This is a genomic window from Kaistia terrae, assembly GCF_026344005.1.
In the GTDB taxonomy this organism is placed as follows: Bacteria; Pseudomonadota; Alphaproteobacteria; order Rhizobiales; family Kaistiaceae; genus Kaistia; species Kaistia terrae.
Window position 1 is genome coordinate 263,478 of sequence record NZ_JAPKNH010000003.1, and the last position, 18,845, is coordinate 282,322.

15 protein-coding genes are annotated in these 18,845 nt (G+C 64.6%); 3 read left to right on the plus strand and 12 right to left on the minus strand.

Annotation, left to right across the window (positions count from 1 at the left end; translation table 11 throughout):
- From OSH12_RS10965 to OSH12_RS11015, 11 genes are all read right to left on the minus strand, one after another.
- The gene (locus OSH12_RS10965) at positions 1-771 is read right to left on the minus strand and encodes an enoyl-CoA hydratase/isomerase family protein (protein ID WP_266343581.1); all 771 of its coding nucleotides are present in this window, start codon (positions 769-771) and stop codon (positions 1-3) included.
- Positions 768-1,961, minus strand: a complete 1,194-nt coding sequence (locus OSH12_RS10970; protein ID WP_266343582.1) for a CaiB/BaiF CoA transferase family protein — start codon at positions 1,959-1,961, stop codon at positions 768-770. The genes OSH12_RS10965 and OSH12_RS10970 overlap by 4 nt, the downstream gene beginning before the upstream one ends.
- A gap of 139 nt (positions 1,962-2,100) precedes the next feature.
- Complete coding sequence (locus OSH12_RS10975) at positions 2,101-2,853, minus strand: SDR family NAD(P)-dependent oxidoreductase (protein WP_266343583.1); 753 nt, start codon at positions 2,851-2,853, stop codon at positions 2,101-2,103.
- 5 nt (positions 2,854-2,858) lie between these two features.
- Positions 2,859-4,037: an aldose 1-epimerase family protein gene (locus tag OSH12_RS10980; protein ID WP_266343584.1), complete on the minus strand. Its 1,179-nt coding sequence runs from the start codon at positions 4,035-4,037 to the stop codon at positions 2,859-2,861.
- A gap of 167 nt (positions 4,038-4,204) precedes the next feature.
- Positions 4,205-5,119, minus strand: a complete 915-nt coding sequence (locus OSH12_RS10985) for a sugar phosphate isomerase/epimerase family protein (protein ID WP_266343585.1) — start codon at positions 5,117-5,119, stop codon at positions 4,205-4,207.
- A 20-nt stretch (positions 5,120-5,139) separates the two neighbouring features.
- Positions 5,140-6,228, minus strand: coding sequence for a Gfo/Idh/MocA family protein (locus OSH12_RS10990; protein ID WP_266343586.1), 1,089 nt, complete (start codon positions 6,226-6,228; stop codon positions 5,140-5,142).
- A 16-nt stretch (positions 6,229-6,244) separates the two neighbouring features.
- A complete protein-coding gene (locus OSH12_RS10995; RefSeq protein ID WP_266343587.1) occupies positions 6,245-7,315 on the minus strand; it encodes an ABC transporter ATP-binding protein in 1,071 nt (356 codons plus the stop codon).
- 2 nt (positions 7,316-7,317) lie between these two features.
- On the minus strand, positions 7,318-8,409 hold the full coding sequence (locus tag OSH12_RS11000) for an ABC transporter ATP-binding protein (protein ID WP_266343588.1): 1,092 nt from the start codon (positions 8,407-8,409) through the stop codon (positions 7,318-7,320).
- Positions 8,406-9,365: a carbohydrate ABC transporter permease gene (locus OSH12_RS11005; protein WP_266343589.1), complete on the minus strand. Its 960-nt coding sequence runs from the start codon at positions 9,363-9,365 to the stop codon at positions 8,406-8,408. The genes OSH12_RS11000 and OSH12_RS11005 overlap by 4 nt, the downstream gene beginning before the upstream one ends.
- Positions 9,362-10,222, minus strand: a complete 861-nt coding sequence (locus OSH12_RS11010; RefSeq protein WP_266343590.1) for a carbohydrate ABC transporter permease — start codon at positions 10,220-10,222, stop codon at positions 9,362-9,364. The genes OSH12_RS11005 and OSH12_RS11010 overlap by 4 nt, the downstream gene beginning before the upstream one ends.
- Before the next feature lie 320 nt (positions 10,223-10,542).
- On the minus strand, positions 10,543-12,171 hold the full coding sequence (locus OSH12_RS11015; RefSeq protein WP_266343591.1) for an extracellular solute-binding protein: 1,629 nt from the start codon (positions 12,169-12,171) through the stop codon (positions 10,543-10,545).
- Positions 12,172-12,589: 418 nt separating this feature from the next.
- On the opposite strand from OSH12_RS11015, the gene OSH12_RS11020 reads away from it, so the two are divergent.
- The 3 genes from OSH12_RS11020 (at position 12,590) to OSH12_RS11030 (ending at position 16,744) form a co-directional block, all read left to right on the plus strand.
- Positions 12,590-13,627, plus strand: coding sequence for a LacI family DNA-binding transcriptional regulator (locus OSH12_RS11020; protein WP_266343592.1), 1,038 nt, complete (start codon positions 12,590-12,592; stop codon positions 13,625-13,627).
- Between the two features lie 363 nt (positions 13,628-13,990).
- Entirely contained in the window at positions 13,991-15,088 is a 1,098-nt protein-coding gene (locus OSH12_RS11025; protein WP_266343593.1) for an alcohol dehydrogenase catalytic domain-containing protein, read from the plus strand.
- 21 nt (positions 15,089-15,109) lie between these two features.
- Positions 15,110-16,744: an FGGY-family carbohydrate kinase gene (locus OSH12_RS11030; protein WP_266343594.1), complete on the plus strand. Its 1,635-nt coding sequence runs from the start codon at positions 15,110-15,112 to the stop codon at positions 16,742-16,744.
- A gap of 295 nt (positions 16,745-17,039) precedes the next feature.
- Here OSH12_RS11030 and OSH12_RS11035 read toward each other — a convergent pair whose 3' ends face one another.
- Complete coding sequence (locus OSH12_RS11035; RefSeq protein WP_266343595.1) at positions 17,040-18,842, minus strand: adenine deaminase; 1,803 nt, start codon at positions 18,840-18,842, stop codon at positions 17,040-17,042.
- Positions 18,843-18,845: the final 3 nt, after the last annotated feature.

Genomic DNA, 18,845 nt, shown 5'->3' on the forward strand with positions numbered 1-18,845 from the left:
TCAGCGTCTCTTGAAGGTGGGCTGGCGCTTTTCCTTGAAGGCGGCGCGGCCTTCAGCGGCGTCTTCCGTGGCAAAGCAGATGGTCTGCAGGTCGCGCTCGTAGTGGATCGCCTGCTCCTGCGGCATGGTGAAAGCCGCCTGCAGGTTGAGCTTGGCCGTCTCGGCCGCGATCGGCGCGCGACTGGCGATCACGTCGGCAATGGAACGAGCGCGGGCGAGCAGATCCGCCTGCGGAACGACTTCCGACACCAGCCCCCAGGCCAGCGCCTTCTCCGCCGGGATCGGATCGCCGGTCATGATCATCAGCGCCGCGTTCGACGGACCGACCGAATGTGCCAGGAACGTCGCCATGCCACCACCACCGATCCAGCCGAGCTTGATCTCGGGTGCCGCGAACTGCGCATTGTCGGAGGCGATACGGATGTCGCAGGAGAGCGACGTCTCCAGCCCGCCGCCGAAGGCGTAGCCGTTCACCGCCGCGATGGTCGGCTTCAGCAGCTTGCGGATCGCGTCGCAATAGTCGGCGCGATTGCGGAACTGCCAGGGCGATTCATAAGTGTCGAGTTCCTTGATGTCGGAACCGGCGCAAAACGCCCGCTCGCCGGCGCCGGTGACGATGACGACGCGGATCATGTCGCTGTCATTGCATTCCTGCACGGCAGCGACGATCGCCTTCGACATTTCCGGCGTGACGGCGTTGAGCTTGGCCGGCCGGTTCAGCGTGATCGTCGCGACGTGGCCGTCGACGGTGAAGAGGATATCGTCGGTCATGCCGAACCCTCGCTGACGGCACCCTTGGCGAGCAGGTCGTTGATCGCCGCCTCGTCCAGGCCGGCCTCGGCCAGAACGTCGCGCGTATGCTCGCCGGTCAGCGGCGCGCCGCGTTCGACGGTCGAGGGCGTCTTCGAGAACTTGATCGCGAAGCCCGGCGTCTTCACATGGCCTTCGGTCGGGTGGTCATACTCGACGAAGGTGCCGTTGTGCTTGATCTGCTCGTCCTCGACGAGATCGGCATAGCCATAGACCGGGCCGCACCAGATATCGGCCGCGCGCAGCAGCTCCAGCCATTCGGCGGAGCTTTTCGTCTTCAGCTTCTCGCGCGTCTTGGCGAAGATCTCGTCGCGCTTCTCCCAGGTGTCGGTCTCGTCGTCCATGGTGAGGAAGCTGTCCTCGCCGATCACCGCGCCAAGCGTCGCCAACTTCGGGAACGAGACGATGATGTAGCCGTCGGTCGTCGCGAAGGCGCCATAGGGCGCGCGGATATAGACATGCGCATGCGGCTCGGCCGAGCGGGTCTGCGGCTTGCCGGCGACGGTGAAGACGGAGAGTTCCTGCATCTGGATCGTGGTGATCGCGTCCAGCATGTTGACCTGGACCAGCTGGCCCTCGCCCGTCCGCTCGCGATGCAGCAACGCTGCCAACGCGCCTTCGAAGGCGGTGTAGGCGGTGATCGCATCGACCAGATACTGGCCGGCAGCGGTCGGTGGCTCGCCCTCGCGGCCAGCCGAAAGCATGGCGCCCGACATGCCCTGCAGGACCAGGTCCTGGCCCGGACGGTTCAGATAGGGGCCGTCCTCGCCATAGCCGGAGATCGAGACGTAGATCAGCTTCGGGTTGATCTTCGACAGCGTCTCGTAATCAACGCCCAGCCGCTTGGCGACGCCAGGACGATAGTTCTGCAGGAAGACGTCAGCCGTCTTCACCAGTTCGAGCAGCATCGCCTTGCCGTCGGGGTTCTTCAGGTCGATGGCGAGCGAGCGCTTGTTGCGGTTGAGCGACAGGAACGAGACGTTGACCTTGTTGCCGCGCGCGCCGCCAGCCGCGACATGGCGCTGCCACTCGCCGTTGATCGGCTCAACCTTGACGACGTCGGCGCCGAGATCGCCCAGACGCTGCGCCGCGAACGGCCCCGCCATGGCGATCGAACAATCGAGCACGCGGTAACCGGAGAGAATGCCCATTTTCTAAAACCTCAAAGATCCGAACAATCCGTCATCCCTGCGAAAGCAGGGATCCATTCAGCCCATTGGAGGAGGCCGCATGGATCCCGGGTCTCCGCTGCGCTCCGCCCGGGATGACGGCGGCGCGCATGCGAATGGATCAGGTCATCCACCAGCCGCCATCGACGTTGAGCGTCTGGCCGGTGATGAAGCCGGAGCCCTCGGAAGCAAAGAAGATCAGCGCATTGGCGATATCCGCCGGCTCACCCCGGCGCTGGACCGCCTGATGGTCGAGAACGTGGCGGGTATAGCCCTCGGGATCGGGGTGGATCTTTTCCGCGTCGGTCGGGAAGGCGCCGGGCGAGATGGCATTAACGGTGATGCCATAGGGGCCGAACTCGCGCGCCCAGGCCCGGGTCAGGCCGACCAGCGCGCCCTTCGACTGGATGTAGGGCGACAGATTGGCCCAGCCGCCCGAAAGCGTGACCGAGGCAATATTGATGATGCGGCCGAAACCCTTGGCGCGCATCGACGGCAGGGCGACCTGCACGCAGACGATGCCGGCGTCGACATTGACGCGCTGCACCGCCTGATGCTCCTCGATCGTGTATTCCTCGAACGGTTTTGACGGATAGATCGCGGCATTGTTGATGACGATGTCGAAACCGCCGACCTTGGCCGAAAGGGCCTCCAGCGCCGTGCGCAGGCCGGCCAGGTCCGAGAGATCAAGCGCCTGGAACACCAGCTTGTCGAGGCCGCGTTCACCGGCGGCCGCCTTCAGCGCCTCGCCCTTGGCCGGGTCATTATCAATGGCGACGACGGTGGCGCCGGCCTCCAGAAACGCCAACGTCGCCGGCAGGCCGAGCCCGCCTGCGGCGCCCGTATAGAGGATGGTCTTGTTCTTGATGGTCATGGTGCTTACCGCCCCTGGATCGGCCGGTGATTGCCGGTTGGCGTCGGGTATTCTTCCGTCGGCTGCACGGCGAGGCCGGCGATGCGCTTCTCCAGCGCCGCCGTCGCGTCCTTGCCGGCATGAATGCGGAATGTCGTGTCGTAGCGGCGCTCGTCGCCATGCTCGAGCCAGATCAGCTCGTTGTGCTCGCGGGCATAGCTCTGTCCCAGCACATGGTTGGTCGAGGGCTCCAGGCCGATCGCATACTGGCCGGCCTGCAGGTTCTGCCACTCGAACTGGCAGGGGAACTGGTCCTTGCGGGTCTCGACCTCGAAGGCGAGGCCGAGGCGATCATTGATCAGCGCCACCGGCACGAGGCCGTTGGCGTCGGCCTTCATCTCGTGCTGCCAGACCTGCTCGTGAAAATTCTTCTGCGGTGCCGGCAGGGTGCGATAACCAACTCCCTGCTTCTGGTAATCGGCGCCGGCATGAGCGGCCCAGACCACTTCCTCGATCGGCGCGACATAGCGGGCGCCCTCTTCCAGCAGCGGCGCGGCCGGATTGATGTGGTAGCAGTACATGTGCGGCGTCTTGTAGAAGCCGTGGTTGACGACGCGGTCAATGAGCTTGATCTCGTTCGAACCGACCTTGGCCTCGATGCGGCGGATCAGGTGCAAATCCTCACCGAAGACGGTCGACTGCTGGACGATGCCTTCCGCCCACAGCGTGCATTCGTCGCCTTCCCAAGCCTCGCCATAGCCGGTGAGCCGGGCGGGAATGGTGCCGACGCGGCCATGCAGCGAATGCTTCGCGGTCTTCCGCGGGCCGTAGACATAGCTGTCGGCCGGGGCCTCATGCATGAACAGGATGTGGTCGAGACCGCAGGTGACGAGCAGGCCGGAGAAGGACCGCATGAAGCCGAGGCCGCCCTCGCCTTCATATTCATGCAGGAAGGCGTTGCGGAAGCCGGCCGGCGAATGCCAGCCGATCGAGGTTCCCTGATAATCGAGATCAGCGATGTCCATCGCGCGATCGACGAGCACGGTGAACCGCAGGCCGGCGCCGGTGCGGAATTCGAGCATGCGGATACCGCGTTCGACGCCGTCGCCGAGCGTCGTCAGCCGGACGCCCGCGAATTGCGACAGCATCCCGGAATGCTCCGCCAGTTCGCGCCGCGAAAAAGTCCGCCCGAAAAGTTGCACCATGGTCGTGTCCTGATTGTCCTGTTTCGTTGAGGGCGAGGAAGCCCCTCACCCAACCCTCTCCCGCCAGCGGGAGAGGGCCATTCCGTAAGCGCCCTTCATCGACCTCGCGGCCTAGCGTGAGCGCTCCCTCTCCCGCTGGCGGGAGAGGGCTGGGGTGAGGGTCTTTCTTACAGCCCGTGCGCGCGGAACTTGTCGTCGAGGAACTTCTTGGCGCGCGGAACATCGTCTTCCGACAGATGCTCGATGATGACCGGGATGTTCGGATGCTTTTCCGACAGGCGCTGCAAATAGAGGTCGTAGTTGAGCGAACCGGTGCCCGGTGCGTTCAGGACCATCTCGCCCACACCGCGGAAGGTGTGCGAAGCGAGCGCGTCGTCATCGCCGATATCGGCGTGCTTCTCGCTCTTGTCGTCGCCGGCGCGGGCAACGTCCTTGGCGTGCGCGATCTTGATCTTGTCGGCAAGCGTGTCGAACACCTGGTTCAGCACCTTGTCCATGCTGTCGATGTTGTGATCCTCGAAATAGTTCGTCGGATCCATCAGCAGGCCGAGGCCCGGATGATCGACCTGCGCGAACATGCGAACCGTCTCTTCGACCGAGCCGACGACGTTGTTCACATAGGTTTCGAGCAGGAACATCGAGCCGTGGTCATAGGCTTCCTGCGCCAGTTCCGCGATCACCGCGCGGCACATCTCGAAGCCCTCTTCCGACTTGTTCTTCGGATCGCTCATCCACTCGCTCTCGGTGTTGTAGGTACCGGTTTCCGAGATGACGAAGGGCGAGCCGAGGTCGCGGGCGTTGCGGATGATTTCCTTCAAACGCTCGACATTGGCTTCGCGGTGGGCGAGGTCGGGATGGATGATGTTGGTGTAGCCCGAGATGCACGAAATCGGCAGGTCGTTGTCGCGGAACGTGTCGCGGACGGTCTTGGCCTTCGCCTTCGTGATCTGGCCGGCGCCGAGGTCGATATCCTTGAAATGGAGATCGAGCTGCACGGTGTTGAAGCCGTGCGAGCGGATCTTTTTGGCCGTCTCTTCAAGGCCATAGGGGAAATAACCGGTGAAAATGCCGGACTGCATCATGATGAGTTCCTCCCTGGAATTCAGATAGCGATTTCGGAAAGCTTGACGGCGCGGCCCTCGGCCATCGAGCGGTAGCCCGCCTCGATCAGCGCCACGGTCTTGACGTTGTCAGCGACGGTAAGTGCCGGGGCATTGCCGGTCTTCACCGCGTATTGCAGTTGCTCCATCACGCCCTTGAAGGCATGCGGGAACCACATCGTGTCCCATTCCGGCGTGACCCACTTGCCGCCGGTGGTGGTCTTGGAAGCATAGGTCAGCGTCGAGGCGGCGCCGGTCGGCCAGCCGATCGTGCCCTGGGCGACGCCATCCGTGCCCTCGACCCGCCACTTGATGTAGATGTCGCTGTCGAAGCCTTCCTCGCGCGGGCCGGACCAGACATCCTCCAGCGACACGGCGAAGACGCCCGAGGCGAACTTGATCGTCGAGGCGGTGATGCCGTCCTTGTGCTCGAACGTCGTGCGCGGATCGGTGCGGGCGGCGGTGTAGATCTCGTCGACCTCGCCGAACAAAAAGCGAAGCACATCAAGATGATGCACGCTCATGTTCGAGAGCGTCAGCCGGTCATACTCTTCCAGGAAGGTCTGCCAGTGCGGGATGGCGCGCATCTCGATGGTGGCGATGACGGGCGTGCCCAGTTCCCCCTTGTCGAGGATCTGCTTCAGCACGCGCATCGACTGGTCATAGCGCATGTTCTGGTTGACCGAGAGGATCTTGCCGGCGGCCTTGGCTTCGTCGCGCAGTGCGATGGCGTCTTCCAGCGTCAGCGCCAGCGGCTTCTGCGCCAGGATCCCCTTGATATGCTTCTGCTTCAGCGCATGGCGGATGAGCGCCGGCTGCTGGTCCGGCGGAAAGGCGAGATCGACGATCTCGACATTCTCGTCCTCGATCAACGCTTCCGGCGTCTCGTGCACGGTCGGGATCGACCAGCGTGTCGCCACCTTGGCGGCATTCGCCTTGGTGCGCGAGGCGATCGCCACCACCGGGAATCCGGCCTCGTGATAGGCGGCCAGATGGCACTCGGCCATGATCATGCCGGCGCCGATGGCCCCGATCCTGAGATCGTTGACCCGGATCTCCGGATCGGGCGCGAAGCCCTTCGAATCTGCCATGGGTTCCTCCGTCTTTTTATTGGGCGCGGGCAACGGCCGAGCTGTCCGCCGCGAAGAAGTGGATGTCGGCCGGATCGACCGAGAGGGTGATCTTCTCGTCGGCGGCGAATTTCGGCTGGCCGCGCAGCAGCGCCCTGAGCCGTTCCTCGCCGGCCGTCAGCGTCACCACGGTGAAGCCACCGAGCGGCTCGACCTCGAAGATCGTCGCTGGGGCACCATCGCCGTCGCGCCAGGGCGCGAGCTTCAGGCTTTCCGGACGGATGCCGAAGGCCGTCGTGCTCGCGGGCACGCCGTCGAGCGGCAGGCGGATAACACCGCTCGCGGCTGTTAGCCTTCCGTTAACCGTATCGGCCGTTCCGGTCAGCAGATTGATGGTCGGCGCGCCGACGAGACCGGCGACGTAGCGGCTGGCCGGGCGATCATAGATCACACGCGGCGTATCGACCTGGCGGATGACGCCGCCGTCGAGGATCGCCATCCGGTCGGCGACCGACATCGCCTCTTCCTGGTCATGCGTGACATAGACCAGCGTGTGACCGAGCTCCTGCTGCAGGCGCTTCAGCTCGACGCGGGTCTCTTCGCGCAATCGGGCGTCCAGCGCCGAGATCGGATCGTCCATCAGATAGGCGGCGGGATCGCGCACCAGGGCGCGTGCGATCGCCACGCGCTGGCGCTCGCCACCGGAAAGCTGCGCCGGCGGCTTGTGCAGGATATGGCCGATATGGAGCTTCTCGGCGACCGAGGCGAGCTTGGCTGCAATCTGCGCCTCCGGCACCTTCCGCTCGACCAGCGGGAAGCGGATGTTTTCGCGCGCGGTCATGTGCGGAAACAGCGCCAGGTTCTGGAACACCATGGCGACGTTGCGGTCGGCCGGCGTGACCTCGTTGACACGCTTGCCGCCGATGAGGATCTCGCCCTCGTCCGGCGTTTCCAGGCCCAGGATCAGGCGCAAAATCGTCGTCTTGCCGGAGGATGGCGGGCCGAAGAAGCAGAAGAACTCATTGTCGCGGATGGTGAAGGAGGCGCGGTCGAGCGCCAGCGTGTCGCCATAGCGCTTCGAGACGTTCTCGAAGGTGATCTCGGCCATGCTCAGCCTCCCCGGATCGCGGCAGTGGAAGCGGCGTCGAACAGGCGGACCGCTGCCGGCGTCGGCACGATCGAGACGACGTCGCCGATCGAGAAGCCGACATCGTTCTCGGTGACGACCTTCACCGCTTGGCCGCTCTCGGCATGGACGATGGTGCGGGCGCCGATGCGCTCGACGAAGGTGACGCGGGCGCGCAGCCCCTTCCTTTCGGACCCGAGCGTCGCCTCCTCCGGCCGGAAGCCGTACTGCACGGCCCGGCTGCCGGCGGCGCGTGCGGCCGCAGCGAGATCATCCGACAAGGGCGGAGAGACGCCCCAGCTTCCAAGATCGACGGCGAGGCCGCGATCCGTCTCGGCCAGTTCGCCGGCGATCAGATTCATGCCCGGCGCACCGATGAACTTCGCGACGAAGATGTTGGCCGGGTTGTTGTAGACCTCGAGCGGCGTCCCGACCTGCTGCAGCACGCCATGGTCCATCACGGCGATGCGGTCGGCCATGGTCATGGCCTCAAGCTGGTCGTGGGTCACATAGACCATGGTCTGCTTGAACTGCTTCTGCAGGTGCTTCAGCTCCGTCCGCATCACGGCGCGGAAGGCGGCGTCGACATTCGACAGCGGCTCGTCGAGCAGGAAGATCGCCGGCTCGACAATGGCCGAGCGGCCGATGGCGAGGCGCTGCAGGATGTTGACCGAGAGCTTGGCGCTCTTCTGGTCGAGCAGCGGCGTCAGTTGCAGGAAATCGGCGATGTTCTTCACCCGCCGGTCGATCTCCGACCGGCTCATGCCGCGCATCTTCGGGCCATAGGCGAGGTTCTGCCGAACCGTCATATGGGTAAAGATCGCATAGTTCTGGAACACGAAGCCGACGCCGCGCTTGCCCATCGGCACGCCGTTCATGTCGCGACCGTCGAACAGGATGCGGCCGCCAGACGGGTCTTCCATGCCGGCGATCATGTTCATGGTCGTCGACTTGCCGCAGCCGGACGGCCCCAGCAGCGCCATGAACTCGCCGTCGCGGATTTCGAGATCCATGGTCTTCAGCGCGGTGAAATCGCCAAAACGCTTCACCAGGTTTTCAAGACGGATGGTGGTCATGCCCGTCCCCCATTTTTGGCAGCTTCCATCCGCTTCATGGCGAAGACGGCGAGGACGGAAAGGGCGATCAGGATGACGAGCGCGATGGCCGCGACATAGCCCCAGATCAGATCCTGGGTCGTGACCTTGTAGATGTAGACGGAGATCGTCTCGGTCGCGACGCCGGGGCCGCCGCCGGTCATGATGTAGAGCGTGTCGAAGATCTTGAAGATCTCGATGACTCGGATCGCCAGCGCGATCACCATGATCGTCTTGATGCGCGGCAGCATGATCGTGAAGAAGCGCTGCCGCCAGTTGGCGCCGAGCAGGGTCGCCGCCTTCAGCTGGTCCTCCGGCACGCCGACAAGGCCGGCGAGCAGGATCAGGAACATCAGCGGCGTCCACTGCCAGATATCGGCGATCATCACGGCGACCAGCGCCAGCGTCGGATCGGACAGCCAGGCGATGCGGATATCCATGCCGGTCAGCGCCGAGAGGATGCCGTTGAACGGCCCGCCCGACTGGAACAGCATGAAGAACATGTAGCCGGCGACCGCGGGCACGACCATCATCGGCATCAAGAGGATCGAATAGAAGATCCGCTTGCCGGGGAAGTCGTCCATGAACAGCGTGGCGAGGCCCAGCGCCAGCAGGAACTCGGCCGGCACGCAGACGAGCATGATGATGAAGGTGCGCCAGAGCGCGCCCCACCAGCGCCGGTCCTCGAGCAGGTCGGTGTAGTTGGCGAAGCTGTTCCAGGACTCCCACGCCTTCCACCAGCCGACGCCATCGAGCGGCGACCAGTCGGTCAGGCTGATATAGAGCTGCATCAGCAGCGGGAAACCGGCGATGAATAGCACGAGCAGCTGGGTCGGCAGGGTCAGGCGGAAGCCGAGCCGACGCGATTCACGGTCGACCGGCGGGATGGTGCGCGGCGCGGCGGCCGCGGCACCCGGCAGCGTTTCGGTGGCGCTCATTGCTTCAGCGCTCCGAAGGTCAGGCCACGGACCAGATGCTTCTGGATGGCGATGCCGAGGATGACGGGCGGGATCGCCGCGAGCAGGCCGAGCGCGGCTTTAGCTCCATACAGCTGACCGGTCATCGAGGACGACAGCGACGCCATGTAGACGGGAATCGTCACCCAGTTCTTGGTCGTCAGCAGCAGCGCGATCAGATAATCCGACCAGTTCAGGATGAAGACGAGCAGCGCCGAGGAAGCGAGCGGCGCGCGCATCACCGGCAGCGTGATCTTCATGAAGACGCGGAAGCGCGAGCAGCCTTCGACAAGGGCCGCTTCCTCGATCTCACGCGGCATCTCGTCGAAGAAGGTCTTCATCAGCCAGAAGGCGAAGGGCAACGTGACGATGCCGTAGATCAGCGCCAGGCCCCACCAGGTATCGATCAGGCCGAGAAAGGCCCACATGATCATGACCGGGATCATCACCGCCATCGGCGGGAACAGGCGAAGCTGGATCAGCGCCAGCGGCAAATTCTTGCCGGAGCCGAAGCGCGACAGGCCATAGGCAGCGGCGGTGCCGCAGACCATGGCGATGATCGTGCCGAACACGGCCGAGAGCAGCGACGCCAGGATCGGCCGCCACGCGGTGCGTTCCAGCGCGACGATCAGGTCGGAGGTGCTTTCGCCGAAGACGAAGCGGAAATTGTCGAGCGTCGGCGCGCGCGGAATCCACGTCAGGTCCGCGCCGGTCGCCGACCATTCCGGGATCGGCTTGAAGGCCATCGACACCATCCAGAGGATGGGCAGCAGCGTCAGCGCGAGCGCAAGCGCAATCGCGGCATAACGGAAAATTTCAAAGGCGGGTGAACGCCGCATACTCATTCCTCTCACGACCCTGCGGGCTACCGCCGGCCGTCCAACCAACGCGTCGTCATCCCTGCGAAAGCAGCGATCCATCCAGCTTCCCAAGGCTCGGGGCTGAATGGATCCCGGGACTTCGCCCGAGATGACGGAACGCATTGGTGTTCCGTTTTCCTTGAACCGACCGAAGGGCCCTCACCCGCCCCTTTGGGCTTGCGAGCACGCTTCGGATCCCCTCCTCCGTCATCCCCGCGAAAGCGGGGATCCAGTCAGCCGATATGCTTCACGGCTGAATGTCCCGGGTCTGCGCCCGGGATGACGGCGGATGGGCTTGGTTACGTCACGACCGGATCGAGCACCGTCGGCCACGAGGCCTTGTTGCTGCGGATGGCGTCGAGGAGCTTGTCCTCGCCGATCCGCCGCGCGATGCGCTTCCATTCCCGCTCGGTGTCGGCCATCGCCTGTTCCGGCGTCTTCGACTTGGTGCAGGCAGCGACGAGGTTTTCGTCGAGCGCGTTGTGGAAGGCGGTCGCGCCCGGATAGTTGATGGTCGGGACGGTACGCGCGACGACCTCGCGCAGATTGTCCATGTGGTAGGCGTGATACGTCTCGCGGACGAGCGGATCGGAGAAGTTCGCCAGCTGGAAGGGGTCGAAATAGCCGCCCGGATTGGCCGTCATCCAGGAATAGATCCGGCTGGAGCCAAGCCACTGCAGCAGCAGGTAGCAGGCTTCGGGATGCTGGCTCTGGGCCGAGATCGAGGCCGAGAGATTGAGCCAGAGCACGGAGCGGCGGACCAGCTTGTCGTCGATGACGCGGCCCGGCGGCAGCATCGAGCCGATCTTGCCGGTGACCTTCGAGCCTTCATTCGCCTTGTTGTCGAGGAACTTCGGCAGGTTGGAGAAAGCGCAGGTCATCGCCGCGCCGCCATTGCCGAAATTGCCGTACTGCTCCGGCCAGCCCCAGGAAATCGCGTCCGGCGAGTGATGGGAGAGGCTGTCGACATATTCCGTCGTCGCCAGGATGCCATTGGCCGAATTGATCAGCGGCGCGCCATTGTCATCGAACAGGAACTGGTTCGGCGAGGCGGTCGTGACGAAGCGCTGATACCAGTTGGTATAGCCCCAGCCCTGGTTGCGCAGGTCGGTCGAGCCGAACAGGCCCTTGTCCGGACGGTGGAAGTGCGAGGCGATGTCGCTGTGCTGCTTCCAGGTCGAGGGCGGCGCCAGATCGTAGCCGAACTTGTCCTTGAAGGCCGACTGCTCGGCCGCGTCGCCGAACAGGTCGGTGCGATAGACCCAGCACTGATAATCGCCATCGAGCGAGACGCCATAGACGGAGCCGCGATAGCGGTTGAACAGGCTGACGCCGGCATCGCCACCCGGATAGCCGCGCTCGGGATTGTCCCATTCCGGCTTATACTGGGCGACGAAATCGTCCATCTTGACGAGACCGTTGGTCTCGGCGAGGTCGCCGAGGCGGTTCCACTCGACAGCGTAGATGTCGAACGCGCCGCCCTGGGTGGAGATGTCCTGCATCGCCTTGGTGAATTCCTGGCCGTTCGGCTGGCCGACGATCTCCAGCGTGACGCCGGTTTCCTTCTCCCAAAGGTCCTTGATCGACGGCGCACCTTCCGGGAACGGCTTGGTCAGCTGGCCGATCGAGCCATCCGACAGGCCGAGCACGATCTTGGTCGGCGCCTTGCCGGCGGCCTTCAGCGCCTTGATGCCCTCGACGGCGCGGCCTTCCGGCGTATCGGCGCCATACTGGTAGCGCTCGGCACCGGGGAAACCCGTGGGTCCACCGATCATGCCCGGCGACAGCGCCGTATCCGCGAAGGCCGGCCGCAGGAATTTCGGCGCAATGCCGACCGCCGCCGTCAGGGCGAAGGCCGAGCCGCCCGTCTTCAGCAGACGGCGACGGGTGAAGCCGGACGAGCCGGCGGACGAACCGCGCGTGGACATGATGATTTCCCCTCCCAAGGACAAGCGGATCGCTTTTTGCATCCGTCACATCAGGCGCGATGATTGGTATTGATTTGTTCCGATGTCAACAGTCGATGCATCGCATCAACTTGGATATCAATTCCTGATGCAATGCAGCATTCGGCCCTGTGCGAGATTTCGTCCCCGCTTTACCGCACAGGATTCACAGTCTCCAGAAATCGCGTAAACCATGGCAGATTATGACACTTTGGCACCGAGATGGCCGATTTCAGGCCACCCAGACCCGGCCGGACATCCAACACATCAACAACCTCATTGACATCATTTTACATCAAAGACATCATTTGATCATGTTGACGCGCAGCCGCTTCCGGTCACATGACCAAACGGCGTAGCGTGCGGCTTCCAATACCCGGAAACGACTCGGAAAGACGGAATGCGGACGACGCTGGCAGACATCGCAAGGGAGGCAGGGGTTTCGACCGCGACGGTCGACCGCGTCCTCAACGATCGCGACGGCGTCCGCGAGCGAACCCGCGCGCAAGTGCAGGCGGTCGCCGCCCGCCTCGGCTATGTCGAGGATGCGCTCGGCTCCGCCCTGCCCGCCTCGATCAGCAGTCTGCCGACCGGAATCGTCGATCTCGACATCGTGCTTCCGGGCGGTACCAACACCTTCATCAACAACCTCGCCGACCGCTTCGCCGACATCGCCGCGATCCGGCCGGACGTGAATTTGCGCATTCATTCGATCGAAGGCTTCGAGCCGGTGCTGCTGGCGGAAAAGCTGGAAGCGTTGCGGGGAAAGAGCCAGGGTGTCGGCCTGATCGGGCTTGATCATCCGGTGGTGCGCGAGGCGATCCGCTCGCTCGCCGGCTCCGGCGTGCCGGTGATGACGCTGGTTTCCGACATTTCCCATGTGCCGCGCGTCGGCTATGTCGGCATCGACAACCGCGCCGCCGGCCGCCTCGCCGGATACCTGCTCGGCCGCTTCATGAAGGCGGATACGGGCAAGGTGGCGCTGTTCGCCGGCTCGCTCTCCTATCGCGGTCACGAAGAGCGCGAAATGGGCTTTCGCCATATGCTGCGCGAAGAATATCCGGGGATCTCGATCGTCGAACTTCGAGAAATCCGCGACGATACCGAGCGCGCTTATAGCGAGGCGGTGGCGCTGCTCGCGCGCTATCCCGACCTCACCGGCATCTACAATATCGGCGCGGGAAATCGCGGTATCTCGCGCGCACTTCAGGAGGCGGGCCGCGAGAAATCCGTCGTCTTCATCGGCCACGAACTGACCGAGCACACGCGCCGTTTTCTCATCTCCGGCACGATGGACGCGGCGATCGACCAGAACCCGCGCGTCGAAGCGCGCGAGGCGGTCGACCGTCTCGCCCGCGCCGCCCGAGGCGAAGAAAACCCGACCGGCCCCGCGACCCGGCTTCAGGCGATCTTCAAGGAAAACATTCCGGAGGTGTAAGGGCTTGGGCTTGGGCTTGGGCTTGGGCCGCGTCCATCTCCTCGTCGCCAGCCCCCTCCCACGCTCGCCGTCATCCCGGGCGGAGCGCAGCGGAGACCCGGGACCCATCCAGCCGTGTTTCCCGGGAGTTTCGCACGCCCCGCGCTTCGGCTGTATGGATCCCCGGTCAAGCCGGGGATGACGCCAAGCCTGGGGTGCGGTCGGCCGTCATCGGCTCCCCCTATCACTCGCTGTCAAATCCGTATCAGTCGACAGGCGTTTCGGCATTGGCGTGGCGGGCGAACAGCCCCTATCCTCGCGGCCCTGATCAACCGAATGGACGCGCCCCTTGAAAGGGTGCGCCAACGCCTGGGGAGGCCTCCCATGTTTCAGTCCCGCACAATGACGGCAATCGTCTGCCATGGTCCCAAGGACTATCGCGTCGAGTCCGTGGGCAGGCCCGAGGCCGGGCGCCGCGAGCTGGTGCTGAAGATCGACGCCTGTGGCATCTGCGCCAGCGACTGCAAATGCTGGTCGGGCGCCCAGATGTTCTGGGGCGGCCAGAACCCTTACGTGAAGCCACCGGTGATTCCGGGCCACGAATTTTTCGGCCGGGTCGATCAGATCGGCGAAGAGGCTGCCGAGCATTTCGGCGTCGCTGTCGGTGATCGCGTCATCGCCGAGCAGATCGTGCCTTGCGACAAGTGCCGTTATTGCCGCTCCGGCAGCTACTGGATGTGCGAAGTCCACAACATCTTCGGCTTCCAGAAGCAGGTCGCCGATGGCGGCATGTCGGAATACATGCGCATTCCCCAGACCGCCCGCGTCCACAAGATCCCGGAAGAAATCTCGCTCGAAGACGCGGCGATCATCGAGCCGCTGGCCTGCGCCATCCACACCGTCAATCGCGGCGACGTCCAGCTTGATGATGTCGTGGTCATCGCCGGCGCCGGCCCGCTCGGCCTGTTCATGACGCAGATCGCTCACCTCAAGACGCCGAAGAAGCTGGTCGTCATCGACCTGGTGCCCGAGCGCCTCGCTCTCGCCAAGTCGTTTGGCGCCGACGTGGTGATCAACCCGCGTGAAGAAGATCCGATCGAGATCGTGCGCGGCCTGACCGAGGGCTATGGCTGCGACGTCTATATCGAGACGACGGGCGTGCCGGCCGGCGTTACGCAAGGCCTCGAGATCATCCGCAAGCTCGGCCGCTTCGTCGAATTCTCCGTGTTCGGCGCCGAGACGACCGCCGACTGGTCGATCATCGGCGACCGCAAGGAGCTCGACATCCGCGGCGCCCATCTCGCGCCCTATTGCTATCCGGTCGCCATCGACCTGTTGCAGCGCGGGCTCGTCACCTCGAAGGGCATCGTCACCCATCATTATGGCCTGAAGGACTGGGACGTCGCGATCGACAAGGCGTATGGCCTCGACTCGATCAAGGTGCTGCTGCGTCCGGGCTATGGCTCCGACGCCGCCGGCTGAGCCGCGAACAGGGACGGTTTCATGAGCTATTTCATCGGCATCGATGTCGGCACGGGCAGCGCCCGCGCCGGCATTTTCGACGCAACCGGCGTACTGAAGGCCTCGGCCAAGCGCGAGATCACGCTCTGGCACGAGCCGGGCGACGTCGTCGAGCAATCGTCGGAAAACATCTGGCAGTCGATCGTCGCCTCGGTGCGCGAAGCGATGGCGACAGCCGGCATTCCGGCCGACCAGGTCGCCGGCATCGGCGTCGACGCCACCTGCTCGCTGGTGCTGATCGATGCCGACGACCAGCCCGTCACGGTCAGTTCGTCCGGCGATCCCCAGCGCAACATCATCGTCTGGATGGACCACCGCGCCACCGACCAGACCCGCCGCATCAACACCACCAGCCATCCGGTGCTCGCCTATGTCGGCGGCGTCATCTCGCCGGAGATGGAGACGCCGAAGCTGCTCTGGCTGTCGGAAAACAAGCCCGACAGCTTCGCGGCGGCGAAGCATTTCTTCGATCTCTCCGACTGGCTGACCTACCGCGCCACCGGCAGCCTCGCCCGCTCCGTCTGCACCGTGACCTGCAAATGGACGTACCTCGCGCATGAAAAGCGCTGGGACGAGAGCTATTTCCGGCAGATCGGGCTCGGCGTCCTTGCCGATGAGGGTTTTGCCCGCATCGGCACGGACGTCGTCGATCCCGGTACGCCGCTGGCAAACGGCCTGACCGAACGGGCGGCGCAGGAGCTTGGACTCAAGCCCGGCACGCCGGTCGCCGCTGCCATGATCGACGCCCATGCCGGCGGCGTCGGCTCGATCGGCGCGCGCGATACAACAAACCAGCCGACCGACGCCAAGCGCCAGATGGCCTACATCTTCGGCACCTCGGCCTGCGCCATGACGACGACGGTCGAGCCGCGCTTCGTGCCCGGCGTCTGGGGCCCGTATTTCTCCGCCATGCTGCCCGGCCTGTGGCTGAACGAAGGCGGCCAGTCGGCCGCCGGCGCCGCCATCGACCATCTGGTCAAGCTGCACCCGGCCTATCCTCAGGCGCTCGCCAGCGCCAAGGCCGAAGGCAAATCCCTGCTCGGCTTTCTCGAAGCGCACGTCGCCGCACTGGCGGAAACGCCGGAAGCGATCGCTCGCCTCGCCGCGACAATTCAGGTCGTGCCGGAATTCCTGGGCAACCGCTCGCCCAACGCCGATCCCGACGCCCGCGCGGTGATCGCCGGGCTCGACATGGACGAGGATCTCGACAGCCTGGCGCGGCTCTATCTCGCCGGCGTCTGCGGTCTGGGCTATGGCGCACGGCAGATCGTCGATGCGCTGGCGGAACAGGGCGCCGAACTGGACACCATCGTTGTCTCGGGCGGCGCGGGCCAGAGCCCGCTGGTTCGCCAGATCATGGCGGACGCCACCGGCCTTACCATCGCGGTGCCGGAATCGCCCGAGCCGGTGCTGCTCGGCGCGGCGATTCTTGGCGCGGTGGCGGCGGGCGCCTTCCCCGGAACGGTCGCGGCGATCGACCAGATGTCGCGCCTCGCCTCCGAGCTTCGTCCTGCCGGCGGCACGACGGCGGGTATCCATGACGCCAAATACCGCGTCTTCCTCGCCTTGCAAGATGCCGACCGCGCGGCGCGCGAACTGATAGCCTCGGCGCTCTAGGGTTCCGGACTACCCCATTGAAAAATAACGGCGGCCTGCGATTTTTGATTGCAGGCCGTTTCTCAACTCGAGATAATCCCTAGGTAAATCCGATTATCTGGGGGAACTATGACCAAACGCATCTATGAAAAGCCGACCCTTGCAAAGCGTGACGTGCTGAGCGTGATCGCCGCCGCGCCTTGCACATCCAATGATCCCTGCGGGCCCCAGTAGGCTGAACCGCCAGGACGCGGTGAAGGTATAGAAGTGAAAAGCCCGGGATCTCACGATCCCGGGCTTTTCATGTCTTACGAGCTCAGGCCGGTTCGAACATGGCCTGGATTTCCATTTCCGGCACCAGCACCAGACCCTTGTCGGTGATGCGGATCTCGGGAATGACGGAGAGCGGAATCAGGTTGAAGCCCATATAGGGGATCGAGCAACCGGCCTTCTCCCACTCGACCTTCAGCGCCTTCGTCTCCTCGGCCACTTCGGTGACGCGCTTGTCGGAGAGCAGGCCCGCAATCGGCAGGTCGATCTTCGCCAGCACCTTGCCGTCCGCCACCACGCAGACGCCGCCCTGTGTCGCGGCGACCGTCTCCAGCGCCAGCTTCATGTCGGGCTCGTTGGTGCCGGCGATGATGATGTTGTGGCTGTCATGGCCGACCGACGAGGCGACGGCGCCGCGCAGCAGGCTGAAATTCGACAGCACGCCATGCGCGACATTCCCGGCGGACTTGCCGTGCCGCTCGACCACGGTGACGAAGCAGAGGCCATGCCGCTCGAACAGGGTGCCCCAGTCGTTCGCCGCCTCGATCTCGATCCGGTCGTGGCCGAGCGTGATGCCTGGCAGTTCGGTGCGGATCGCGTGCAGCGTGCCGGGACCTGATGGCAATTCCGGGGTCAGCTTGAGGCCAGCGGGCAGCTTGACCGTCTGGTAGGCCGCCTTCGGATACTGATAGCGATCGGAAAGCGCCGCATCGAGCAGCGGCGTGATCTTCGCGCCATCGACGACCAGTTCGCCGCCATACCAGGTCGACTGCGGGTCGAGATCGTCGCCCATGAGCACCAGATCGGCCCGGCGTCCGCCGCCCATGCCGCCGATTTCGCCATCGTGACCGAAACGCGTCGCGCCATGCAGCGAGCCCATCGACCACGCCTGTTCCGGCGACATGCCGGCCTTGACCGCTTCGCGCACCACCCAGTCGAGACCAAACAGCATCAGATCGTCGGCGTCGCGATCATCGGTGCAGACGGCGACGCGCTTATGCGAGGAACCAAGCTCGGTAATCGTCTTGATCGCCTGCGGCAGCGAATGCCAGGGCGTCGTCGGCGGGCCGCCACGCAGGAACAGCCAGATGCCAGCCTCCAGCATGTCGTCGGCGATTTCGCGATCAATCGCTTCGTGCGTGTCAGTGACGCCACTGGCCGCATAAGCCGCGACGAACTCGCGACCATAGACGTGGCCGGACACTGGACGCCCGCGCGAGAGGGCGGCAGCGATGATGGCATGGCTGCGCTCGTCACCCATGGCGACGGGCACGAAATCCATCTTCTCGCCGAGCGCGACCGCTTCCGGCCATTTGTCGAACAGCGCCGCGATCTTGTCGGGCGTCAGGTCGCCACCGGCCGTCTCCAGCTCGGGAGAGGTCGCCGGCACCGTCGAGGGCACCGTCAGGAAGATCGACAGCGGGGCGACGCGCGCGTCTTCCAGCATCGCCTCGACGCCGGCGACGTCCATGACGTTGCCGATCTCATGGCTGTCGCAGAAGATCGTCGTGGTGCCGTTCAACAGCGCTGCCTCGGCATAGGCGCAGGCCGTCACCATCGACGATTCGATGTGGATGTGCGGATCGACGAGACCCGGCGCTATGATGCCGCCCTTGGCGTCATAGATCGCCTTGGCGCCGCCCTTGTGGGTGCCCGAAGGCTTTACGGCGGCGATGCGGCCACCGGAAATCCAGATCTCGCGCTCCGGCAGGATGCGCTCGGAATAGGTCGAGAGCACGCGCGCGCCCTGGATGACGAGATCGGGCGCGGCGCGGCCGGAGGCCACATCGGCAAGACGCCGTGTCATGGTCGCCAACGGCGCGACGGAGAAGCGGGTAAGCCTGGTCATTTC

Excerpts from the sequence above, each read along its gene's own strand:
- OSH12_RS10965 (WP_266343581.1), bottom strand. The coding sequence starts at position 771 with ATGACCGACGATATCCTCTTCACCGTCGACGGCCACGTCGCGACGATC.
- OSH12_RS10970 (WP_266343582.1), bottom strand. The coding sequence starts at position 1,961 with ATGGGCATTCTCTCCGGTTACCGCGTGCTCGATTGTTCGATCGCCATG.
- OSH12_RS10975 (WP_266343583.1), bottom strand. The coding sequence starts at position 2,853 with ATGACCATCAAGAACAAGACCATCCTCTATACGGGCGCCGCAGGCGGG.
- OSH12_RS10980 (WP_266343584.1), bottom strand. The coding sequence starts at position 4,037 with ATGGTGCAACTTTTCGGGCGGACTTTTTCGCGGCGCGAACTGGCGGAG.
- OSH12_RS10985 (WP_266343585.1), bottom strand. The coding sequence starts at position 5,119 with ATGATGCAGTCCGGCATTTTCACCGGTTATTTCCCCTATGGCCTTGAA.
- OSH12_RS10990 (WP_266343586.1), bottom strand. The coding sequence starts at position 6,228 with ATGGCAGATTCGAAGGGCTTCGCGCCCGATCCGGAGATCCGGGTCAAC.
- OSH12_RS10995 (WP_266343587.1), bottom strand. The coding sequence starts at position 7,315 with ATGGCCGAGATCACCTTCGAGAACGTCTCGAAGCGCTATGGCGACACG.
- OSH12_RS11000 (WP_266343588.1), bottom strand. The coding sequence starts at position 8,409 with ATGACCACCATCCGTCTTGAAAACCTGGTGAAGCGTTTTGGCGATTTC.
- OSH12_RS11005 (WP_266343589.1), bottom strand. The coding sequence starts at position 9,365 with ATGAGCGCCACCGAAACGCTGCCGGGTGCCGCGGCCGCCGCGCCGCGC.
- OSH12_RS11010 (WP_266343590.1), bottom strand. The coding sequence starts at position 10,222 with ATGCGGCGTTCACCCGCCTTTGAAATTTTCCGTTATGCCGCGATTGCG.
- OSH12_RS11015 (WP_266343591.1), bottom strand. The coding sequence starts at position 12,171 with ATGTCCACGCGCGGTTCGTCCGCCGGCTCGTCCGGCTTCACCCGTCGC.
- OSH12_RS11020 (WP_266343592.1), top strand. The coding sequence starts at position 12,590 with ATGCGGACGACGCTGGCAGACATCGCAAGGGAGGCAGGGGTTTCGACC.
- OSH12_RS11025 (WP_266343593.1), top strand. The coding sequence starts at position 13,991 with ATGTTTCAGTCCCGCACAATGACGGCAATCGTCTGCCATGGTCCCAAG.
- OSH12_RS11030 (WP_266343594.1), top strand. The coding sequence starts at position 15,110 with ATGAGCTATTTCATCGGCATCGATGTCGGCACGGGCAGCGCCCGCGCC.
- OSH12_RS11035 (WP_266343595.1), bottom strand. The coding sequence starts at position 18,842 with ATGACCAGGCTTACCCGCTTCTCCGTCGCGCCGTTGGCGACCATGACA.